The sequence below is a fragment of the Streptomyces sp. NPDC051662 genome, from assembly GCF_040681655.1.
In the GTDB taxonomy this organism is placed as follows: Bacteria; Actinomycetota; Actinomycetes; order Streptomycetales; family Streptomycetaceae; genus Streptomyces.
In genome coordinates, this window is record NZ_JBFAZD010000010.1 from 22,189 (window position 1) to 37,049 (window position 14,861).

The 14,861-nt window shown below is 68.7% G+C and carries 14 protein-coding genes; 5 read left to right on the forward strand and 9 right to left on the reverse strand.

The features are described from left to right. Positions 1 to 545: 545 nt before the first annotated feature. Together AB0M67_RS18120 and AB0M67_RS18125 are read right to left on the reverse strand one after the other, a co-directional pair. Positions 546 to 848, reverse strand: a complete 303-nt coding sequence (locus AB0M67_RS18120) for a hypothetical protein (protein WP_365746471.1) — start codon at positions 846 to 848, stop codon at positions 546 to 548. 129 nt (positions 849 to 977) lie between these two features. After that, on the reverse strand, positions 978 to 1,730 hold the full coding sequence (locus AB0M67_RS18125) for a toxin glutamine deamidase domain-containing protein (RefSeq protein WP_365746473.1): 753 nt from the start codon (positions 1,728 to 1,730) through the stop codon (positions 978 to 980). 582 nt (positions 1,731 to 2,312) lie between these two features. On the opposite strand from AB0M67_RS18125, the gene AB0M67_RS18130 reads away from it, so the two are divergent. Further along, positions 2,313 to 2,447 carry a hypothetical protein gene (locus AB0M67_RS18130; protein ID WP_365746475.1) on the forward strand — a complete coding sequence of 45 codons (135 nt, stop codon included), beginning with the start codon at positions 2,313 to 2,315 and terminating at the stop codon, positions 2,445 to 2,447. A gap of 778 nt (positions 2,448 to 3,225) precedes the next feature. Here AB0M67_RS18130 and AB0M67_RS18135 read toward each other — a convergent pair. From AB0M67_RS18135 to AB0M67_RS18145, 3 genes are all read right to left on the reverse strand, one after another. Next, positions 3,226 to 4,341 (reverse strand): hypothetical protein, encoded by a 1,116-nt coding sequence (locus AB0M67_RS18135; RefSeq protein WP_365746476.1) that lies wholly within the window; start codon positions 4,339 to 4,341, stop codon positions 3,226 to 3,228. 697 nt (positions 4,342 to 5,038) lie between these two features. Continuing rightward, positions 5,039 to 5,386, reverse strand: a complete 348-nt coding sequence (locus tag AB0M67_RS18140) for a hypothetical protein (RefSeq protein WP_365746478.1) — start codon at positions 5,384 to 5,386, stop codon at positions 5,039 to 5,041. A gap of 320 nt (positions 5,387 to 5,706) precedes the next feature. Then, entirely contained in the window at positions 5,707 to 6,093 is a 387-nt protein-coding gene (locus AB0M67_RS18145; RefSeq protein ID WP_365746480.1) for a hypothetical protein, read from the reverse strand. A 239-nt stretch (positions 6,094 to 6,332) separates the two neighbouring features. Between AB0M67_RS18145 and AB0M67_RS18150 the strand changes: the two genes are divergently transcribed. Further along, on the forward strand, positions 6,333 to 6,482 hold the full coding sequence (locus tag AB0M67_RS18150; RefSeq protein WP_365746482.1) for a hypothetical protein: 150 nt from the start codon (positions 6,333 to 6,335) through the stop codon (positions 6,480 to 6,482). A gap of 169 nt (positions 6,483 to 6,651) precedes the next feature. After that, entirely contained in the window at positions 6,652 to 6,954 is a 303-nt protein-coding gene (locus AB0M67_RS18155) for a hypothetical protein (protein ID WP_365746484.1), read from the forward strand. A 386-nt stretch (positions 6,955 to 7,340) separates the two neighbouring features. On the opposite strand, the gene AB0M67_RS18160 is transcribed toward AB0M67_RS18155, so the two are convergent. The 4 genes from AB0M67_RS18160 to AB0M67_RS18175 form a co-directional block, all read right to left on the reverse strand. After that, positions 7,341 to 8,000: a hypothetical protein gene (locus tag AB0M67_RS18160; RefSeq protein ID WP_365746485.1), complete on the reverse strand. Its 660-nt coding sequence runs from the start codon at positions 7,998 to 8,000 to the stop codon at positions 7,341 to 7,343. 208 nt (positions 8,001 to 8,208) lie between these two features. Next, positions 8,209 to 10,800: an MXAN_6230/SCO0854 family RING domain-containing protein gene (locus AB0M67_RS18165; RefSeq protein WP_365746487.1), complete on the reverse strand. Its 2,592-nt coding sequence runs from the start codon at positions 10,798 to 10,800 to the stop codon at positions 8,209 to 8,211. 540 nt (positions 10,801 to 11,340) lie between these two features. Then, positions 11,341 to 12,051, reverse strand: a complete 711-nt coding sequence (locus AB0M67_RS18170; protein WP_365746489.1) for a ribonuclease H — start codon at positions 12,049 to 12,051, stop codon at positions 11,341 to 11,343. A gap of 22 nt (positions 12,052 to 12,073) precedes the next feature. Further along, positions 12,074 to 12,754, reverse strand: a complete 681-nt coding sequence (locus tag AB0M67_RS18175; protein ID WP_365746490.1) for a hypothetical protein — start codon at positions 12,752 to 12,754, stop codon at positions 12,074 to 12,076. 297 nt (positions 12,755 to 13,051) lie between these two features. Between AB0M67_RS18175 and AB0M67_RS18180 the strand changes: the two genes are divergently transcribed. Both AB0M67_RS18180 and AB0M67_RS18185 read left to right on the forward strand, forming a co-directional pair. Beyond that, positions 13,052 to 13,546 (forward strand): hypothetical protein, encoded by a 495-nt coding sequence (locus AB0M67_RS18180; protein ID WP_365746492.1) that lies wholly within the window; start codon positions 13,052 to 13,054, stop codon positions 13,544 to 13,546. A gap of 337 nt (positions 13,547 to 13,883) precedes the next feature. After that, positions 13,884 to 14,693: a GIY-YIG nuclease family protein gene (locus tag AB0M67_RS18185; protein ID WP_365746494.1), complete on the forward strand. Its 810-nt coding sequence runs from the start codon at positions 13,884 to 13,886 to the stop codon at positions 14,691 to 14,693. Positions 14,694 to 14,861 lie beyond the last annotated feature (168 nt).

Here is a 14,861-nt window from a genome sequence, read left to right on the forward strand (position 1 = left end):
CCGGGCAGCGGAAGGCGATGAAGAAGGCGGGTGGATTTTGAGCATGCCCGTGAGTCCACTGCCCCGGCCCAGCGTCTCCACAGCGCTCGCACACGGAGGAGATGTGGGACAAAGAAGGCTGGTCCTCCCAGTCCTTCCACGAGACGGGCGCCGCCCGGTGCATGGCCGGCAGCCGCGAGGGGCGCGGCCCTACGGGGGCAGTCGGTGCGCTTACCGGCAGATAGAGGGCCGTCGACGCCGCCTGCGGCATCTCGGCGCGGGAGATGGCCAGGCAGGTTCGACACGCACGCCGCTCGTCCCACGCTCCACGGTATGGGCGCACAGCCGGCGCGGACTTGGTAGCCGAGCACAGCAGATCCGCGCCGGAGGTAAGGCGGCGGGGCGGGGCGGCTCCCACCGGGAGCAGATGAAGCTCGCCAGTGGCGGGCGCTCGGACCACGCAGGCAGAAGGCTGACGCGAAGGCGTCGCAGGAGCGGGAGTTCCTGCGACGCCTTCGCTCGTCTGCTCGATGCCGTCATCACGCTGCATCTGGACGGCTCCGGGCTTACCGCTGCGCCAGAAAGGTCGGGTTCGGGTTCTGCCGGATGTGGATGGTGGGGTCGGTCGCCACCGTCAGCGAGGGGAGCGAGTCGATACGGCCGTCCTCCTTGTAGACGACGGTTACGCCACCCGGCACAGCGAAGGACGCGTCACCGCCCTCGATGTGCTCAAGTGCACCGACCTCGAACACGAACAGCTCGTCGTTCTCGACGATCTGCCGATCATCGAGGCAGAAGGTGCCGTTCGTCCAGTCCGGCTCAAGGGTCGTGCGGACCAGGTCGCGCGCCTGCTCGTACGAAACATTCATTTGGGGCTCCCATCCTCGATGTCGATAACTCTAATTTACCCGCATTCGCGCGCATAGTCAAATCTTAGACGTCGTCGCGCACAGTTCCCGTCGCTTGCTCGGTCAGGCGAAGCCGGTCGCCAGCAGATGTCAGCTCTCCAGATACCTAGCGAGGACGCTTCGATCGGGGGTCGGCTTGTCGTCCACTCGCATGTACCGGCAGTCCTTGCTCCGCGCGAAGTAGTGCGACGCGTCGGTTTCGTGCGGCGTCGGCTGCCCATCCACGAACCGCACCTTCCCGCCGACGTTCTCCACGTTGAATACGTGAGCGCCGCCGCTGTTCCAGGCCACATAGACGATGCCCCGAGAGCCGTGCTCCTTGAACGCCTCCTCAACCTCCGCCTTTCCGTGATCCGCAGCCCTCCTGGTGACGGCGTACTTTCCGCCCCAGGTGGTTTCCATGACCGATAGCGGTATGCCTGTCCGAGGGCCGGCCTGCACGTCGAGCCCGCGGCGCTGCAGCTCGTGAGCCTGCACGACGTTGCTGCAGTTGTGCGTGTAGTTGTAACCGCCGGTCGCATACTTGGGATTGACCGTCGAGAGGGCCTGATCGATTTCCTGGTTGGCCTTCTTGTCGCGAGCCAGGCGCTTCGCCTTGTCACGCGCGGTCGCCTTGGTGAGCCGCGCGGCCTGATTCATGTCGTTCTTCGCGTCGAGCGCGGCCTGGACGGCGGCGTCGTGGTCGCCTTGCCGGGCGGCCATCTGCGACCGCTCTGCCGAGAACTGCGCCCGCCTGTAAGCGCCGTAGGCAGCGGAGTCCCGGTCGAGCTCCCCGTCGGTCAACGACTGGTTGAGCGTTCTGGCAGCGGCTGACTGTGTGACGGCGTACCTGGCTCGGCGCACGGCCAGGTTGCTGCCTCTGCATCGTCGGCCGCCCTGGGCAAGCGATCGGCACACCCTGTACTCCCTTCCTCCGAGCCACGGGATGTGGCCGTCCAGGGAGAGGCTGCGGCAGGCGGCCTGTGGACAGAGGGAAACCGCTCGGCGGCGCCCGTGCGACGGGTCGGCACCGCGAGCCACGCCTAAACGGGGCAGCGGCCCAGCCAGTGCCGCTCGATGACCGGAGCGCCTTCCTTCCACCGGTGCCGCAGCAGGGGGGCCGACGCCCGGCCAGGCGGGGATGCCGGGCGCGGGAAGCGGCGGGCGGCCGGCCCGCAGGGCGTCTCCCGGATCAGCTGCTGCACACCGACAACGCCACCGTCCTGGTAGCCGACCTCGGCTCCTGACCGCACGGGGCGCCCAGGGGCTCTCCGAACTTCACGGGTCCGCCACCGTCATGGGTGCCAGCGGGTACCAGCGGTGCCGCAGCCGCGGACGGCGCCGTTTCGCATCCCTTCATGGATTGCCTGGACCTGTCCAGACACCGGCGCCGAGCGGCGCGGAGTGGTTGTCGAGGAGCCCCTGAGCCGGTCCAAGGTAGTGGCCGTGCGCATCCTGCCCGACGATGGCGGCGATGAGGTGGACGCCCATGTGGCGCGCGGCATGGCAGGCTCAAGACCTGCGGGAGAACCCGGCACCGTCATCCCGGCGCCGGCACCATCACCGGATGACTCCGAGTGACGGTCTCTGGTGCTGGCCGCCCTCATAGGGCGGTCGCCCCAATCAAACGGTCCGCGCCCACCCCCGAGCATGCGAAGGTCCCCGGCGTCCTGGCACGGGGATGTCCTTCGGGGGTGGGACGCGATCCTCGGGCAAGCCGAGGCAACTGGAGCTGAACCAGGTGCAGAGCGCGGGTCGCGCCGACGAGCTATCCCGCCTCGCGGGAGTAACGGATCGCTGCTCGCCGGGCGCCCCTGCGGTCCCGCTTCCCCTTGGTCCCGCCCACGTGGAATCCGCTCGCGTGGGAGCTGCGGCGTCCCTGCGCCGCCAAGGCGCGGGCCCGATTCCCGGTGTGATCAATTATGCGGGGCGTCATTCGGTCGCCTTCCTCTCGCGTAGGGATCGGCTCTGGGCTTTGAGCTGAGGTCAATTCATGGTCGTGCCGGACGGGGAATGCGCTCCCGCGCTCTCGACTTGTTGACAAGTAAGATGTTACGCCTTTTTCGCTGTATACGCAATGCCTGGCGCCCGCCCGGCGGGAGGCGGCCCCACCGTCGACCCGCCTCGTCTTGCCGACCTGGGCGCGGCGACGCTGCGACCGGTCGCGACATGGCAGCAGCCCCGTGCAACGTGCGAAGTGGACACGGGGCTGCTGTGTGACCGCCGTCCTGTCTGAGCGGCATGTCGACCGTACTGCGGAGTTCCGCCTCTCAGCGCGCAGGCTGGTCCGTGAGTGACCCGTATCCGGCGGCCAGCGGAGGTAACGCGGTTCGGGGCCGCGGGCCCCGCGCGGCGCACTTCAGTGTTCGGGATCCCAACCCAGCACCTCGGCGACGGTCCGGACGCCGACATCCAGCGTGAAACCGACCCCGAGGCTGTCGGCGTCGAGCTGGCTTCCCATCTCTTCGAAGTGATCGGACAGCGTGCCCGGCTCGAAGGAGTCGGACAGCACATGCCACGGAGGCCGGTGGCCGGAGCGCTCCTGCGCCTGTGTTCCGAGGGCGACCGCGTACGCCACGACCGCCGGCCAGAGTTCTTCCACGAGGTGGTCCTCGGAGACCGTCCCGGTCTCCTCAGGGTCGTCGTCGAGGTCTTCGGCCAGGCGGGCGCGGAACCGGTCGCGCAGATCTGGGTGGGCGGTCTCGACGGCGGCAATGACGGCGGCGAGGCCAGCTCCGGGGCCCAGGGCGGCCAGGGCGGCTGGGCGGTCCTGCGGGGGGAGCCAGATCCACAGCAGTCCTGGGTCGGACCAATGCTCACCGGGGATGCTGAAGGGGCCCAGGTCGTTCAGACGCGCAACGAAGTTCTCGCCCCCGGCACAGGCCAGGAGGGCGGCGACGGCCGCCCATCCCGCAGGGACGCTCAGATCCTCGTTGAGGAGGTGGTCGATGTCGGAGGCCAGGCTCACCGGGTCCGCGTCGGCGAACAGGTCGCCGTCGAACACGCACGCGGGGCAGACGGTGAGTGTCTCCGTGGTGGTGGGCGAGAGAAGGTGATCTGTGGGGTAGTTGTCTCCGCAGATCGCGCAGGAGTCGTCGTCGGCGCGTTTGGCGATCTCTTGACGCCGTGCCGTCGCCAGCGAGGCCGACACCGCCTTCACCAGTTCAGCCGGGTTCGCGCTGCCGCTCTGCCTGAGCACCATCGCCTCACCGGAGTTGATGCTGATGCGGGGTGCGATGAAGGTGAATTCCGGCGCGATGGTCAGGTCGTGCCTGTCTGCGTCGTCGGGGTCCGCTTCCAGGGGCGCTTCGCCCGGCCGGGAAAGCAACGACCAGACCGGCCCGGGGTAGCCGGACCACTGTCCGCCTTCTGGGAAACCGTCGCTCTCGGCGGGCCAGCCGGCCTCTCGGAACGCGGCGATCATGTCCCGTTGGACGTCCGCGGTCAGGATGGACCGGACGGCTTCCTTGTTCATCCGATCCGCCCGGGCGTAACGTCCGTCGGCGGTGGCCCTGGTGGCCTGCTTCCTTGCCCGATCGCGAGTCATGGTGCTCGTTTCCGACGCAGCCCCACGTCCCGCGCCTCGTTCGTTCAAGGTTCAGGCAGGCTTCTTGGCCGTGAGATTCGGGGAACCTTGTCCACCCGGGCCATAAGCTACGTGGGCGCTCAGAGCGAGGAGTCAGGCGATCACGACCGCCGCAGCGAGCGTAGCGCAGGAGGGTGCGGCGTCTCAATCGGGCTATTCCCGGTCTCGGCAGCCCACGTTCCGCTCTGGCGGGCGACGCGACCCGCACGGTTGTCGAGTCAGATGGACGCGCCGGCTGCGCGCTTCAGAATGGGGACGCCATCGGGGTGATCGTGTACCGCTCGCATGACCTCGTCGTGCCATCTGCGGACACTGGCAAGCTCATGGCGCGTCTGCGCGAGCTGCTCCCGCACGTCTTCGAGTTGCTGTTGCAGTGACAAGCAGGTGCACGCCTCGGCGTCCGGATCCAGGAGGCGGCCCAGGCACCCGGGGATCAGGTATCTGGACCCGTCCGCCTCTTCGAACCAGTGGCATGGCGTCGGGGTTCGGAACTGGTCTGCTTCGCGCGGGGCCTGGTGCAGAGGTCCTCCCTCCGGGGATGTCCGGGTGACCGATGCCGGAGGATGGCTGGCCGGCCACGGGGGTGTCAGCGCGTGCGCCGACGGCGGAGCTCAAAGACGGAAGTCCACTGCGGGTTGCTCTCAATGAGCTTGCGCGCGTAGAGGCTGGTGAAGGAGTTGTTGAGGCCGGAGACTCCGAGCGGCATCTGCCAACGGAGAGCCTCGAACAGGGCTTTGACGCCGATCCGCGTGGCCCCCGCCGCGAGGCGCTCGGCAACGAGGCGTTCGAGCGTCCTGTAGACCCAAGGATTCTCCTCGTCGAACGCGAGGAACTGCTCAGTGATCGTGGGGCGCCCGGTTGCCCGGGGGATGATGTCCAGCTCAAGTCCGGGCAGAAGCTCCTGCTGTTGATTTTCGGATATCTGAGTAAGCATCGGGTTCCTCTCCGAGGGCTGTGGGCGGCTGGGCAGCCTGGTAGCTAAGGGGGGCCCTCACGGGCGGACGATGCCGAGCGGGCGAGGCCGGGATGACGCCGGGAGCTTGGCCCTCCTCGGGTACAGCGCGGGGCCACCGCGGTCTGAAGCGCCGGACCAGATACGCGTCAAGGGCGCATGGCAGCGGGAGGAGGGGGCCACATGCATGGCGGTCGTCGAGGTCCAGGTGCGTTCTGTCTCAGCCATGAGGTGAGCCTGCGTCCGTTGGCCTGTGGACAGAGACGGGCGCTTTCGGACTCGCGTGGCGAGAAGGCTTTCGGTCAGTCCTCGACGATGTCGGGACGCAGACGGCTCAGGGTCTCGACCTGGGAGCTGCTGAGGATGTCGTCCGGGTCGCCGTAGGCGTCGTACAGCTCGATGGCGGTACGCATCGCGCTTCGCGCGTCCCACTGGTCGATGTGTTCCGATCCGGGGGTCACAAGCGTTGCGGCTGTGGCTCCGTCGGCGGCGTACAGGTCGGTGATGTGGACGCCGTGGGGGTCCTGCACCCTGATCCGCCTGACGGAGCGATCGGGGGCGTCGTGCTCCGTGGCCGGAATGTCGGCGCCGAGGAGTTCTCGTTCGATGACGAGCAGTACAGCTTCATCGTCGGTGTAGAGGCACGCGAAAGGCGTGTCGGCCGTTTCGTACAGATCAGCTCGGTACAACTCGTCTCCTCGCAGCAGGGGATGTGTCTTCGTCCGTCGGTCGTAGGTCCAGCTCGGCCTGCTGATTCGTGGCCGAGAGGGTGCGCACCCACACCGTTTGACAAGTAAGATTGTATCTCGATTCACGCCTCTGAGCAACCCGACCATCGTTCACGGCACCCAGCCGACGCGCCCACAGCCGCAGACCAGGCCGGGACGCCCCGCCCGCGCAACGGCTGGAGCGCGTACGGGAGATCCACGTGGGTCCGGCCCTGGCGGGTACGCTGCGGGCCGCTGCCCGAGCGGTCGCCCACGACGGCGTGGGGATCTTCGGGGCGGCCATGGGTACGGACCGGGACGTCCCAGGACAGGGCTTCGCGGAGGAGCCCACTGGTCAGTTGGCCAACTGACCAGTGGGCTCGCTGCCTCGTGACTACGATCCAGCGCATGGACATTCCTCGTCAGCCTGACGTAAGCCAGGAAGAGCAGAAATACGTCACCGACCACTTAGTCGCCGCTGGATATCGGCAGGGGTGCCCGGTCGGCCCGAACGTCCCGATCCCGGGACCGAGCTGGGCAATGCACCACGTCGGGCGAGAACGCTGGCCCGAGGGCGCTGTGGAGTGCAAGGAGATCCACTACACCCTCGACGACTCCTGGGCTCGCCGCACAGCAGCGCTGCGGGACCAGGAGGCCGCTGACCAACTGGCCATCGACACGAAGGTGGCGTACGGGGAGCTGACGGCAGTCCTGCAACGAGTCGGCTACACGGTGGAGTACGTCGAGGAGCCGTGCCACTTCGGGACGGTGGAATGGCTGTTCGTGCACGCCCTCGCGGGCGATGTGGCGCCGCCTCCGGCCGAGGTCCACGCCGCCGGATGACCCGCGATGGACCGCCCGGTGCGGCTCCTGGGGGTGGTGGGAGCCGCACCGGTCGACGTGCGTGCCAACCTCTACTCACTCCGGAGGGATTTCGGGGCCCTCCACCGCCATAGACGGAGTGGGCGCTCCGCGCGCACGGGGCGCCCCCGCCGATGGAGTTACCGGCGGGGGCGCCCTGCAAAGTCGCGATACCAGTGGCGGGTCATGCCGTGGTCGTGCCGGTGCATGCGCATCAGCCCGATGGTGCGGCGGGCGATGCTGAGGCGGCGCCGATGGTGCGGGCCTGGCCGTCGTCGTGGCTGCGGATGCGGCCGACGGCGAGCCGGGAGCGTCACACCAGCCCAGCCGCGCAAAATCGGGCCACGGAAGGAGTGGAGGATCGGCTACTACTGTTCAGCCTTGGTGGCCTCGTCCGCCGCGGTGGCAGTCGGTCGCTTGCCCGACTGCACTTGCTGCAGGCGCGTCAGCGTCGCGGAGAGCATGTCGTGGGCGTCAGTGACGTCACCGCCGGCGTCCTCGACCTTCACCTCGACGTTGACGGTTCCGGAGCGGGCGTAGGCGTACGCGGCGCCGCTCTCCTTATTGAGGAGGAACGCGGTCTCGTCGCCGACCTTCGCCTTCAGCTCGTGCTCGGTGAGGCCATCGCGGTGTGTCCATCCGGAGTAGGCGCTCTTCGCGTGTGCCGCGGTGTCGAACTGGCAGATGTTCAGGTCCATCATCCTGGAGCGCGTGGAGCCCTGGTAGTCGTAGCTGGTGTCTCCGCCCCTCGTCCAACCCGCTGGCTTCTCGCCCTCCGTGTGAGTGCAGTCGTCGGCCGTCCCGGGGAGGCCCTTGCCCAGGTTGCCGAGCTCGTAACCTGCGGGCGCCTCGCGGCCTTCCGGGATGGCCTGAGTGATCTCCCCTTGCGTGAACTGTTTCGTTAGAGCCTGCTCCGTGGCGTCCTTCGCTGCCTTGCTGTCTCCGTCGTCGGAGGAGGAGCAGGAGGTGAGCGCCAGCGCGAGGGCCGTCATAAGAGCTGCGGGGAGGGCGATACGACTCCGTGTCATGAGCACACACTAACTTCCTGGGGATCATGTTCGTGGGGGGTATGTAGGGGCCGGTGGTCATTCGTTGCCGGCGGAGGGGCGCGGGCAACCCGTTCGCCTGGTGGCCTCGGGCGGGCGTTCGGGGTCTGTGCACGCGAAGGAGGTAGGAGGCAGCTCGTCGCTGCTCTCCCACCTCCGGGCGCTGGGCGTACTGGGATCACGGGTCTGACTAGCCCAGCGAAGTGGCGACGTCCGACGCGGCCAGGAGGCGCACGTTGGCCGTGTCGAGGCCGGCCGGATACAGGGCGAACACCTCGCCGTTCTTCGGCAGGGGGGTGTCGCCGCGCAGCAGGAAGGCGAGCGGGGCCTGAGTGATGTCCAGGTCCGGCAGATCGTCGGTTGCCGGGGTACCGAGACGGCCCGCGAAGGCGACGGTGGTCTCGTCGGTGCGTCGCCGGTAGGCGCTGCGGGATCCGTCGGTGTGCCGCACGATCACGGCGTTTGCCCGGGCCGCGGCGTGCCAGGTCGCGAGCTCGCCGAGTCCGACGCGCGCGCCGGAGGTGAAGAGGCCGGTGAGGCCCTGGCCGAGCGTGGCGAGGTCATCGACGTAGCGGTGCACCGCGTGGTTGGTCCCGGTGACTCCCTGGGCGACGTCGAGCCACCGCATGGTGCGGGCGGCCACGTCGACGACCATCGGGACGCTCGCCTTGGCCTGTCCGGTGAGGTCGAAGCGCTGCTCGACCTGTCGGGCGTCGAAGACACCTCCGGTGGTTCCCGGCTCGTCGCGGACCATGAGTCCGGCGAATGCCTCTTCGAGGTCGTCGAACGCGACGTTGTTGAAGGAGTAGACGGTAGCCACGAGGTATCGGACCCCTGCGGCGGCCAGCTGGTCCAGGTCGAGGTCGACGAACTCGCTTGCGCCCTCAGGCGCGGGCGCGCTGGTCAGGTCGCCCGAGTGCACGGCGGCGTCGTGGGCGTAGCGCAGGCTGGTGTAGTCGCAGGTCCCGATGTGCTGCCAGTCGGCGTTGTACATGGCGGTGGACAGGTCGAGGTCGGTGCGGCCGGAGGTGTCGCTCTCCATCCAGTGGAGGAAGAGGCGGATCGTCTGGCCGACGGGGACCGGCAGCTCGCTGCCGCGCGGCAGCGTGACCAGGGAGCGGGACGCGGTGCGCTCAGCGAACGGGGCGATCACTCCGTCGAGTGCGGCATCGACCACTGCGAGGTCAACGTGCTCCAGCTCGCCCGCCCGGCGGAGGATCTCCGCGGTCAGGACGGCCTCGGCACGCTCGACCGCGCTGGCGGTCAGCGGACTCCGCTCGTCGGCGACGATGTGGACCCTCGCGTTTCCGCCCTTCGGGAAGAACACGCGCTGTTCCGGCGCCTTGCGGGCACGGGTACGGATCTCACCGAGCGCGGAGAGCAGGACGGCCGGGGCCACTCGGGGAGCGACACGTCCGAGCGCACTGAGCACCATGTCGGTGTCTTCGTCGTTGGCCGTGCGCAGCAGATGGTCCAGTCGGCGCAGCAGTTCGCCCGGGCGCTGTGTGAGCAGCGTGAGGGCGTGCCGGATGTCGGAGCGGGTCAGAGCGCCCTCCACCTCGGCTGCCCAGGTGGTGACGAGGACCTTGGCGCCGTTCGTCGTTGCGGCCGGCACTCCGCTCGCCGTGGTGTTCAGCCGCGTGGAGAGGAAGTCTCCGGTCAGGCGGAATTCGCGGAGGGCGGCGAAAGCGAGTGCGGCGTTCGGGTAGCGGTTGGCGTGCTCGAAGGGGTGCAGGCGCTCGGCGGCGTGTTTCCACGCCGTGGTGTGCCGGCGCATGTCCTCGGCAACGAGCTGGGGGTCGAGATTGTCGAGGATGGCCAGCAGCGCACGACGGACGGGGCGCGGCACGACGGTAAAGCGCGGGATGGTGATCATCCCGGTGTCGCCGCCGGAGCGGACGACCAGCAGGCGCAGGACATCGGTCGCGGTGTTGATCCTGGTCGCGACGGCCGGGAGCGTCACGTCGTACGCGGACCGGTCGTCGAGGAGCCAGGACAGGGTGCGGGCCTTCGCCTCGCGGCCCGGGATCGTTTCGGGCAGCCAGGAGAGGTCGCTGCGGCCGCGGGTGTCCAGAAGGAGGCTGAGGTCATCCGAGTCCTGCGGGCTCAGCGCCGTCGGGCGGGAGAGCAGAGTGGTCAGTTCGCGGACCCCATCCGCGGTGCGGGCGGTGTAATCGCCGCCGTGGGCAAGGACTCGGAGGCGGTGCGGCAGCGCGCGGCTGCCGCTGGATGCGCGGCGGGGCCGCTGGGGGCGGAGGAACGGGTCGTCGGTGTCGATCCGGCGGTGGCAGATCGGGCAGGCCGAGATGTCGGATCCGTCGAAGCACGCGCGGCATACGAGGTGAGCGCACGGCGAAACTGCGTGCACGGTGCTGTCGGTGCCGCACAGGACGCACGGCTGCTCCGGTGCCTGGAGAAGCACCGCCAGGACGCGATCGACGTAGAAGGCGAACGTGTCGTCGGGCGTGCTGTCCGGGAAGTTACGGAAGAGCGGGGTGTGCGCTCGGTCGGCTCCCAGAGCGCGGTCGATGTCTCCCAGCAGGGCGCGGCCCTGGGCCGTGAGCGTCGTCGCGTCGAGTTCGGTGAAGGCCCGGCGGAGCTCCGCCGACATCAGGTAGCCGCGATCCAGGAGATCCGCGTCAAGGAGCGAGACGCCCGCGAGGGTCTCGACCGTGGGCCGGCTGGTCTGGGAGGGGAGGTAGACGGTGCCGCGACGTGCCAGGAGTGCCGCGGCGATGCTGCGGCGGTTGGACGTGGTCGTCGAGGTAGTAGTGGTCGTCATAGCCGTTCCTCTCCTGCCCGGTGTTGGCCGGGGGACAGCGAAGTGCCGGCCAGTTCGGCTGGCACATACGCAGGTTTCACGGTGTTGGGGGTCTCGCGCCCGCCCTGCGGGAGGGAGGGGTGGCGGGTACCGGAGTGCCACCGCGGCATGGTCGAAGGGCGATCGGTGGTTGAGCAACACGCCTGTGACCGGGCCCAGTTGGGGCGAGGTGATCCTCGTCCGGCTGGGCGGCACAGTGGCGCGGCAGGTACCGGCCGGCAAGGCGCGGTGTGCTTGACCTTCGGGTGCGGGGCGGGAAGTGAGCGCGCTGAATCTATTCCAAGAGGTGAGAAGGAAGCACACTGCGGAGCCGCCCCGCAGCCCGAGAGTACAAGCTGCGTTTCGCGATCGCACCGGATTTGAGGCCGGCTGCTGGATCACCCCGCGCGTACCGCTGTACGGCGTCGCGCGGGTGGACGGCGTACCGCCCGTTCCAACAGAAGCTAATTTACCGACCATCACCCCCATTGTCAAACCTTACGTGTCAACCGCTCTGAGGCGTCAGCTCGCCGAATCTGGCGATGGGGTTTCAGCGCAGGACGAATGACCCCACCCGGATGTGCCCTTGGTGATCGGCTCGCCCTGCTTGTACGGCTTCCCGCAGTGGCAATTCCCGGCGAACCGCGCCTTGACTCCGCCGCTTCGGCTCCGCCGGCTGTGGCGGGTGCGGGCGCGCTCATCACGTCCCGGCCGGTGCCGCCGGTCTCCGGTTTCCTGCGGTTGCTGGGCGGTTGGCGGGTCGGACCCGAGAAGCGTTCCTGCTGGCTGCTGTCTCCGTGCCGCGCGACTCGCGGCCTGGTCTGCGACCGCGTTGTACGGATCTCCGCCGACCTGGTGAGCGCGCACGTGGACGAAATCGACGTCGCGGCCGTTCAGTAGTCCGTCGATGTGGACCACCAGGTCGCGGTTGGCGATTGGTGTGCCCGCGGCGGTCTTCCAGCTTCTGCGGCGCCAGCCGGGAAGCCAGGTGGTGGCGGCCTTGATGGCGTACTGCGAATCCATCCGCACTTCGAGCGGCACCGCCGGGTCCGTGGCCTCCAGGAGCTTACGCAGGGCCATGAGTTCGGCCACGTTGTTGGTAGCTGTTCCCAGCGGCCCGGCCTCCCAGCGCGCGACGGTTCCGTCGGCCGCCGCAGTCACCCACGCCCAGGCTGCGGGCCCGGGGTTGCCCTTGGACGCGCCGTCGCATGCGGCAATGAGCTTGTTGGTCATGTTGGGCCCCTCACCGCTCAGTTCAGCCATGTGGTGTGCCGGCCACTCGGTACGGCACGGGTGCGGGCGGACTCCCGTGGAGCTGGACGTTGATGCGGAGTTCCGGGAGTCGAGCCTCGGTGGCGGCCGCGTCCGGTCGCCGCAGCCTCATCCCACGCCACGCGACGGCTGAGGCGGCGGACCAGGCAAACAGTGCGATCCCGGCGGCGACCGCGCGGCCCGTGTCCGGTGTCCCTGCCCAGACCATGGCAACGGAGGCGACTCCCCACAGGCCCCAGATGGCTCGTCCGAAGCCGCGGCGGTAAACGGCGAACAGGAAGGAGAGGCAGCCGGTGAACTGCCAAACCCTGTAGGCGGTCTCGGCGGAGATCGGCACGGCGGCGGTTTGGGCATCCAGGTACGTTCGCACCGGCTCGGTGAGGACGGCGAGCAGGCCGGTATGGCCAGGAGCTGCCGTCGCACCGTCGACCCATGCGAGGAGCAGGGCCATCGTGACGTACAACGCCGCGAACGGAGCGATCGCGACGGCGACCGCGCGAATGAGGGCCCGCGCCCAGGGCGCTGCGTCGTAGAAGGCGTCCACGATGCCGTCCCAGCGGGTTCCGAGCCAGCTGTCCGGCCACCAGTCGCAGAGTCGGCTCCAGCGGCCTCTCAGCGTGCCGCCTTGTTCTGGTACATCGGTGGAAGCGGGTGAAGTGTTCATCGGGCTCCTCGTCTCTGTGCTGAGCCGCGAGAGTATGGAGCCGGTCCTGTGGACAGAGTCAGTCGCGGCCCGCCCCGACCCTGGCCCTGCCTGCTGTGACTGTTCGCGGCAGGTCGCGGGTGTGCAGGAAATACGGCGGCCCAGGCGAAGCGGTCTGCATGGTCGGCCCGGGAGCCGAAGCCGATCACTGGACCCCACGTCATGACGGGTGATGCCGGAGCTCACGATCGGGTGCTGGAATGGCGCGCTCCGCGCTTCTCTGCTTCCCTGGTGGCACCGCTGCGGCAGTATCGGCACATGGAACCAGAACTGACGCTGACTGCTGCTGACGTGGAACATCTGACCGACTGGGGCGCCCCGCCGTTGGACGCGGTCCCCCACGAGATGCGTCCGGACATCGTGGCCTACTACCTCGCCATCGCCGGCATTCCTGACTGCTTCGACTCGCTGGACGACGGGGACTTGGCGCTGGCCGCCGGGTGTTCCGCCACGGATGGTCACGCCACGCCGGCCACACCGAGCTCCATCGACAGCTTCGTCCGCGCTCACCTGGCGATGATCGACACGTGGTGGCTGGCGATCGACTCCCTCGATGCCGCTGTGCGCGGCCCGTACGGGCCGCCTCCGTGGGCGCAGAAGTTCGTCAAGGGCGAGCTGCAGAGCCTCTTCGACGCCACGACCGCCCTACAGCGCGCCGTCATCACCCATCACCACGGCAGTGCCGGGCCCCAGCTTTCCAGGGCATACGGATACCAATACGCCCTGTCCAACGGCACGGTCGCGCCCTTCTGACAGCACGACCGATGCCGAACCTCTTCCGAGAAATCAGGCACTGCGGCGACCTGCACAAACAGCCCATCGCATTGGCCCTGCCGGGTTCTGCGGCACCGTCCGTTCGCGCTACGCCCTCGTCCCGCTGACGTGCTCCACGGTTCGCGGCCGGCCTCTCTCCACAGTCCAGTCCGTCTAGTTTTCAACGCTCCGGGGCCTACAGATGGCTCCATCCGAGCGCAGAAGAGGCGGACACATGCGGAGGCGTGCGAACCCGAAGACCGAACCCAGCACGTCGCCTTGCCGAGTCTTGGAGCCGGGGATCTGTGCTGAGGTTCCTAACACGGCAGGGCTGCGGATGTCTGGCATCGGTGTCACCGCTCTCGTGGGCGACGCATCACACAAGCCGCTGGTCTATTTCGCTCAGCTGGGTGACTTCGTCAAGATCGGGACCACGACGAACTTGAAGCGCCGCATGTCGACCTTGGCCCTGCACGTCGAGTGGGTTGTCCTCGTGATGCCCGGGGACAAGGAAGTCGAAGCGGAGTTCCACGCAAGGTTCGCGCCACAGAGACTCGCGCCGAACCGGGAGTGGTTCCGGCTCGCCGGCGAACTCCGGCGCTTCCTGTCTCCGTCTCTCGAGGCCCGGCCCGTCCGGCCCCGGTGGCGTCTGCTTGGCGGACGTCGGCTCGTGCAGAAGCTCTCCCGACTCCCTCTGGGAGAGTCTCCGGGGGGCGGAGACGCCGCCTCCGCCCCCCCCCACCTCTGCGGCTCGGCCGATTCTGACCGGCCCCCGCCGCCCAGCACTCCGACATCTGCCGCAAACGATGAACTCCGTTCTGACCTGCAGGTCGCGGGACCTACTGAACACCCGCCCAAGCTCCCTCCCCCCGGCGGGCCCGGGTCCGGGGCGATCGCGCGTCGACCGGCCGCCGCCAGAGCCGAGCGCCGCCCCGAGCTCCCCATCCCCGCCCCGAACGGGTTGAGCCTTGCGGAGATCGCACGTCGGTTGTCCACCGAGGGACTGGACGTCTCGAACGACCTTTTGCGCCAGCACAAAAGGCGGCACGCGTCCTTCCCGCGTCCCACCGATTCCGTAGGCGGGCGTGACTACTACGCGTACGAAGAGGTGCGGGACCACTACACGGCGCGCTCACGTCGTGCCTGACGGCCCGTCGTCGGACCGTGGCGCTCCGGCTTCGGGGCTTATGTCGCCGGTCTCTGTCCACAGGGCGGCGCTCGGAAGATCGGTCGGTGGGCGCACTCGCTCACGCAAATGGGAATGGGGCGCCGCCTGGTGGCCTCCATTTCGGCAGACCGAGGCAACACCGTGAAA

Bases quoted from the DNA above. Each gene is read 5' to 3' on its own strand.
- AB0M67_RS18165 (WP_365746487.1), bottom strand. From the start codon at position 10,800: ATGACGACCACTACTACCTCGACGACCACGTCCAACCGCCGCAGCATC.
- AB0M67_RS18170 (WP_365746489.1), bottom strand. From the start codon at position 12,051: ATGACCAACAAGCTCATTGCCGCATGCGACGGCGCGTCCAAGGGCAAC.
- AB0M67_RS18175 (WP_365746490.1), bottom strand. From the start codon at position 12,754: ATGAACACTTCACCCGCTTCCACCGATGTACCAGAACAAGGCGGCACG.
- AB0M67_RS18180 (WP_365746492.1), top strand. From the start codon at position 13,052: ATGGAACCAGAACTGACGCTGACTGCTGCTGACGTGGAACATCTGACC.
- AB0M67_RS18120 (WP_365746471.1), bottom strand. From the start codon at position 848: ATGAATGTTTCGTACGAGCAGGCGCGCGACCTGGTCCGCACGACCCTT.
- AB0M67_RS18135 (WP_365746476.1), bottom strand. From the start codon at position 4,341: ATGAACAAGGAAGCCGTCCGGTCCATCCTGACCGCGGACGTCCAACGG.
- AB0M67_RS18160 (WP_365746485.1), bottom strand. From the start codon at position 8,000: ATGACACGGAGTCGTATCGCCCTCCCCGCAGCTCTTATGACGGCCCTC.
- AB0M67_RS18155 (WP_365746484.1), top strand. From the start codon at position 6,652: ATGCACCACGTCGGGCGAGAACGCTGGCCCGAGGGCGCTGTGGAGTGC.
- AB0M67_RS18140 (WP_365746478.1), bottom strand. From the start codon at position 5,386: ATGCTTACTCAGATATCCGAAAATCAACAGCAGGAGCTTCTGCCCGGA.
- AB0M67_RS18185 (WP_365746494.1), top strand. From the start codon at position 13,884: ATGTCTGGCATCGGTGTCACCGCTCTCGTGGGCGACGCATCACACAAG.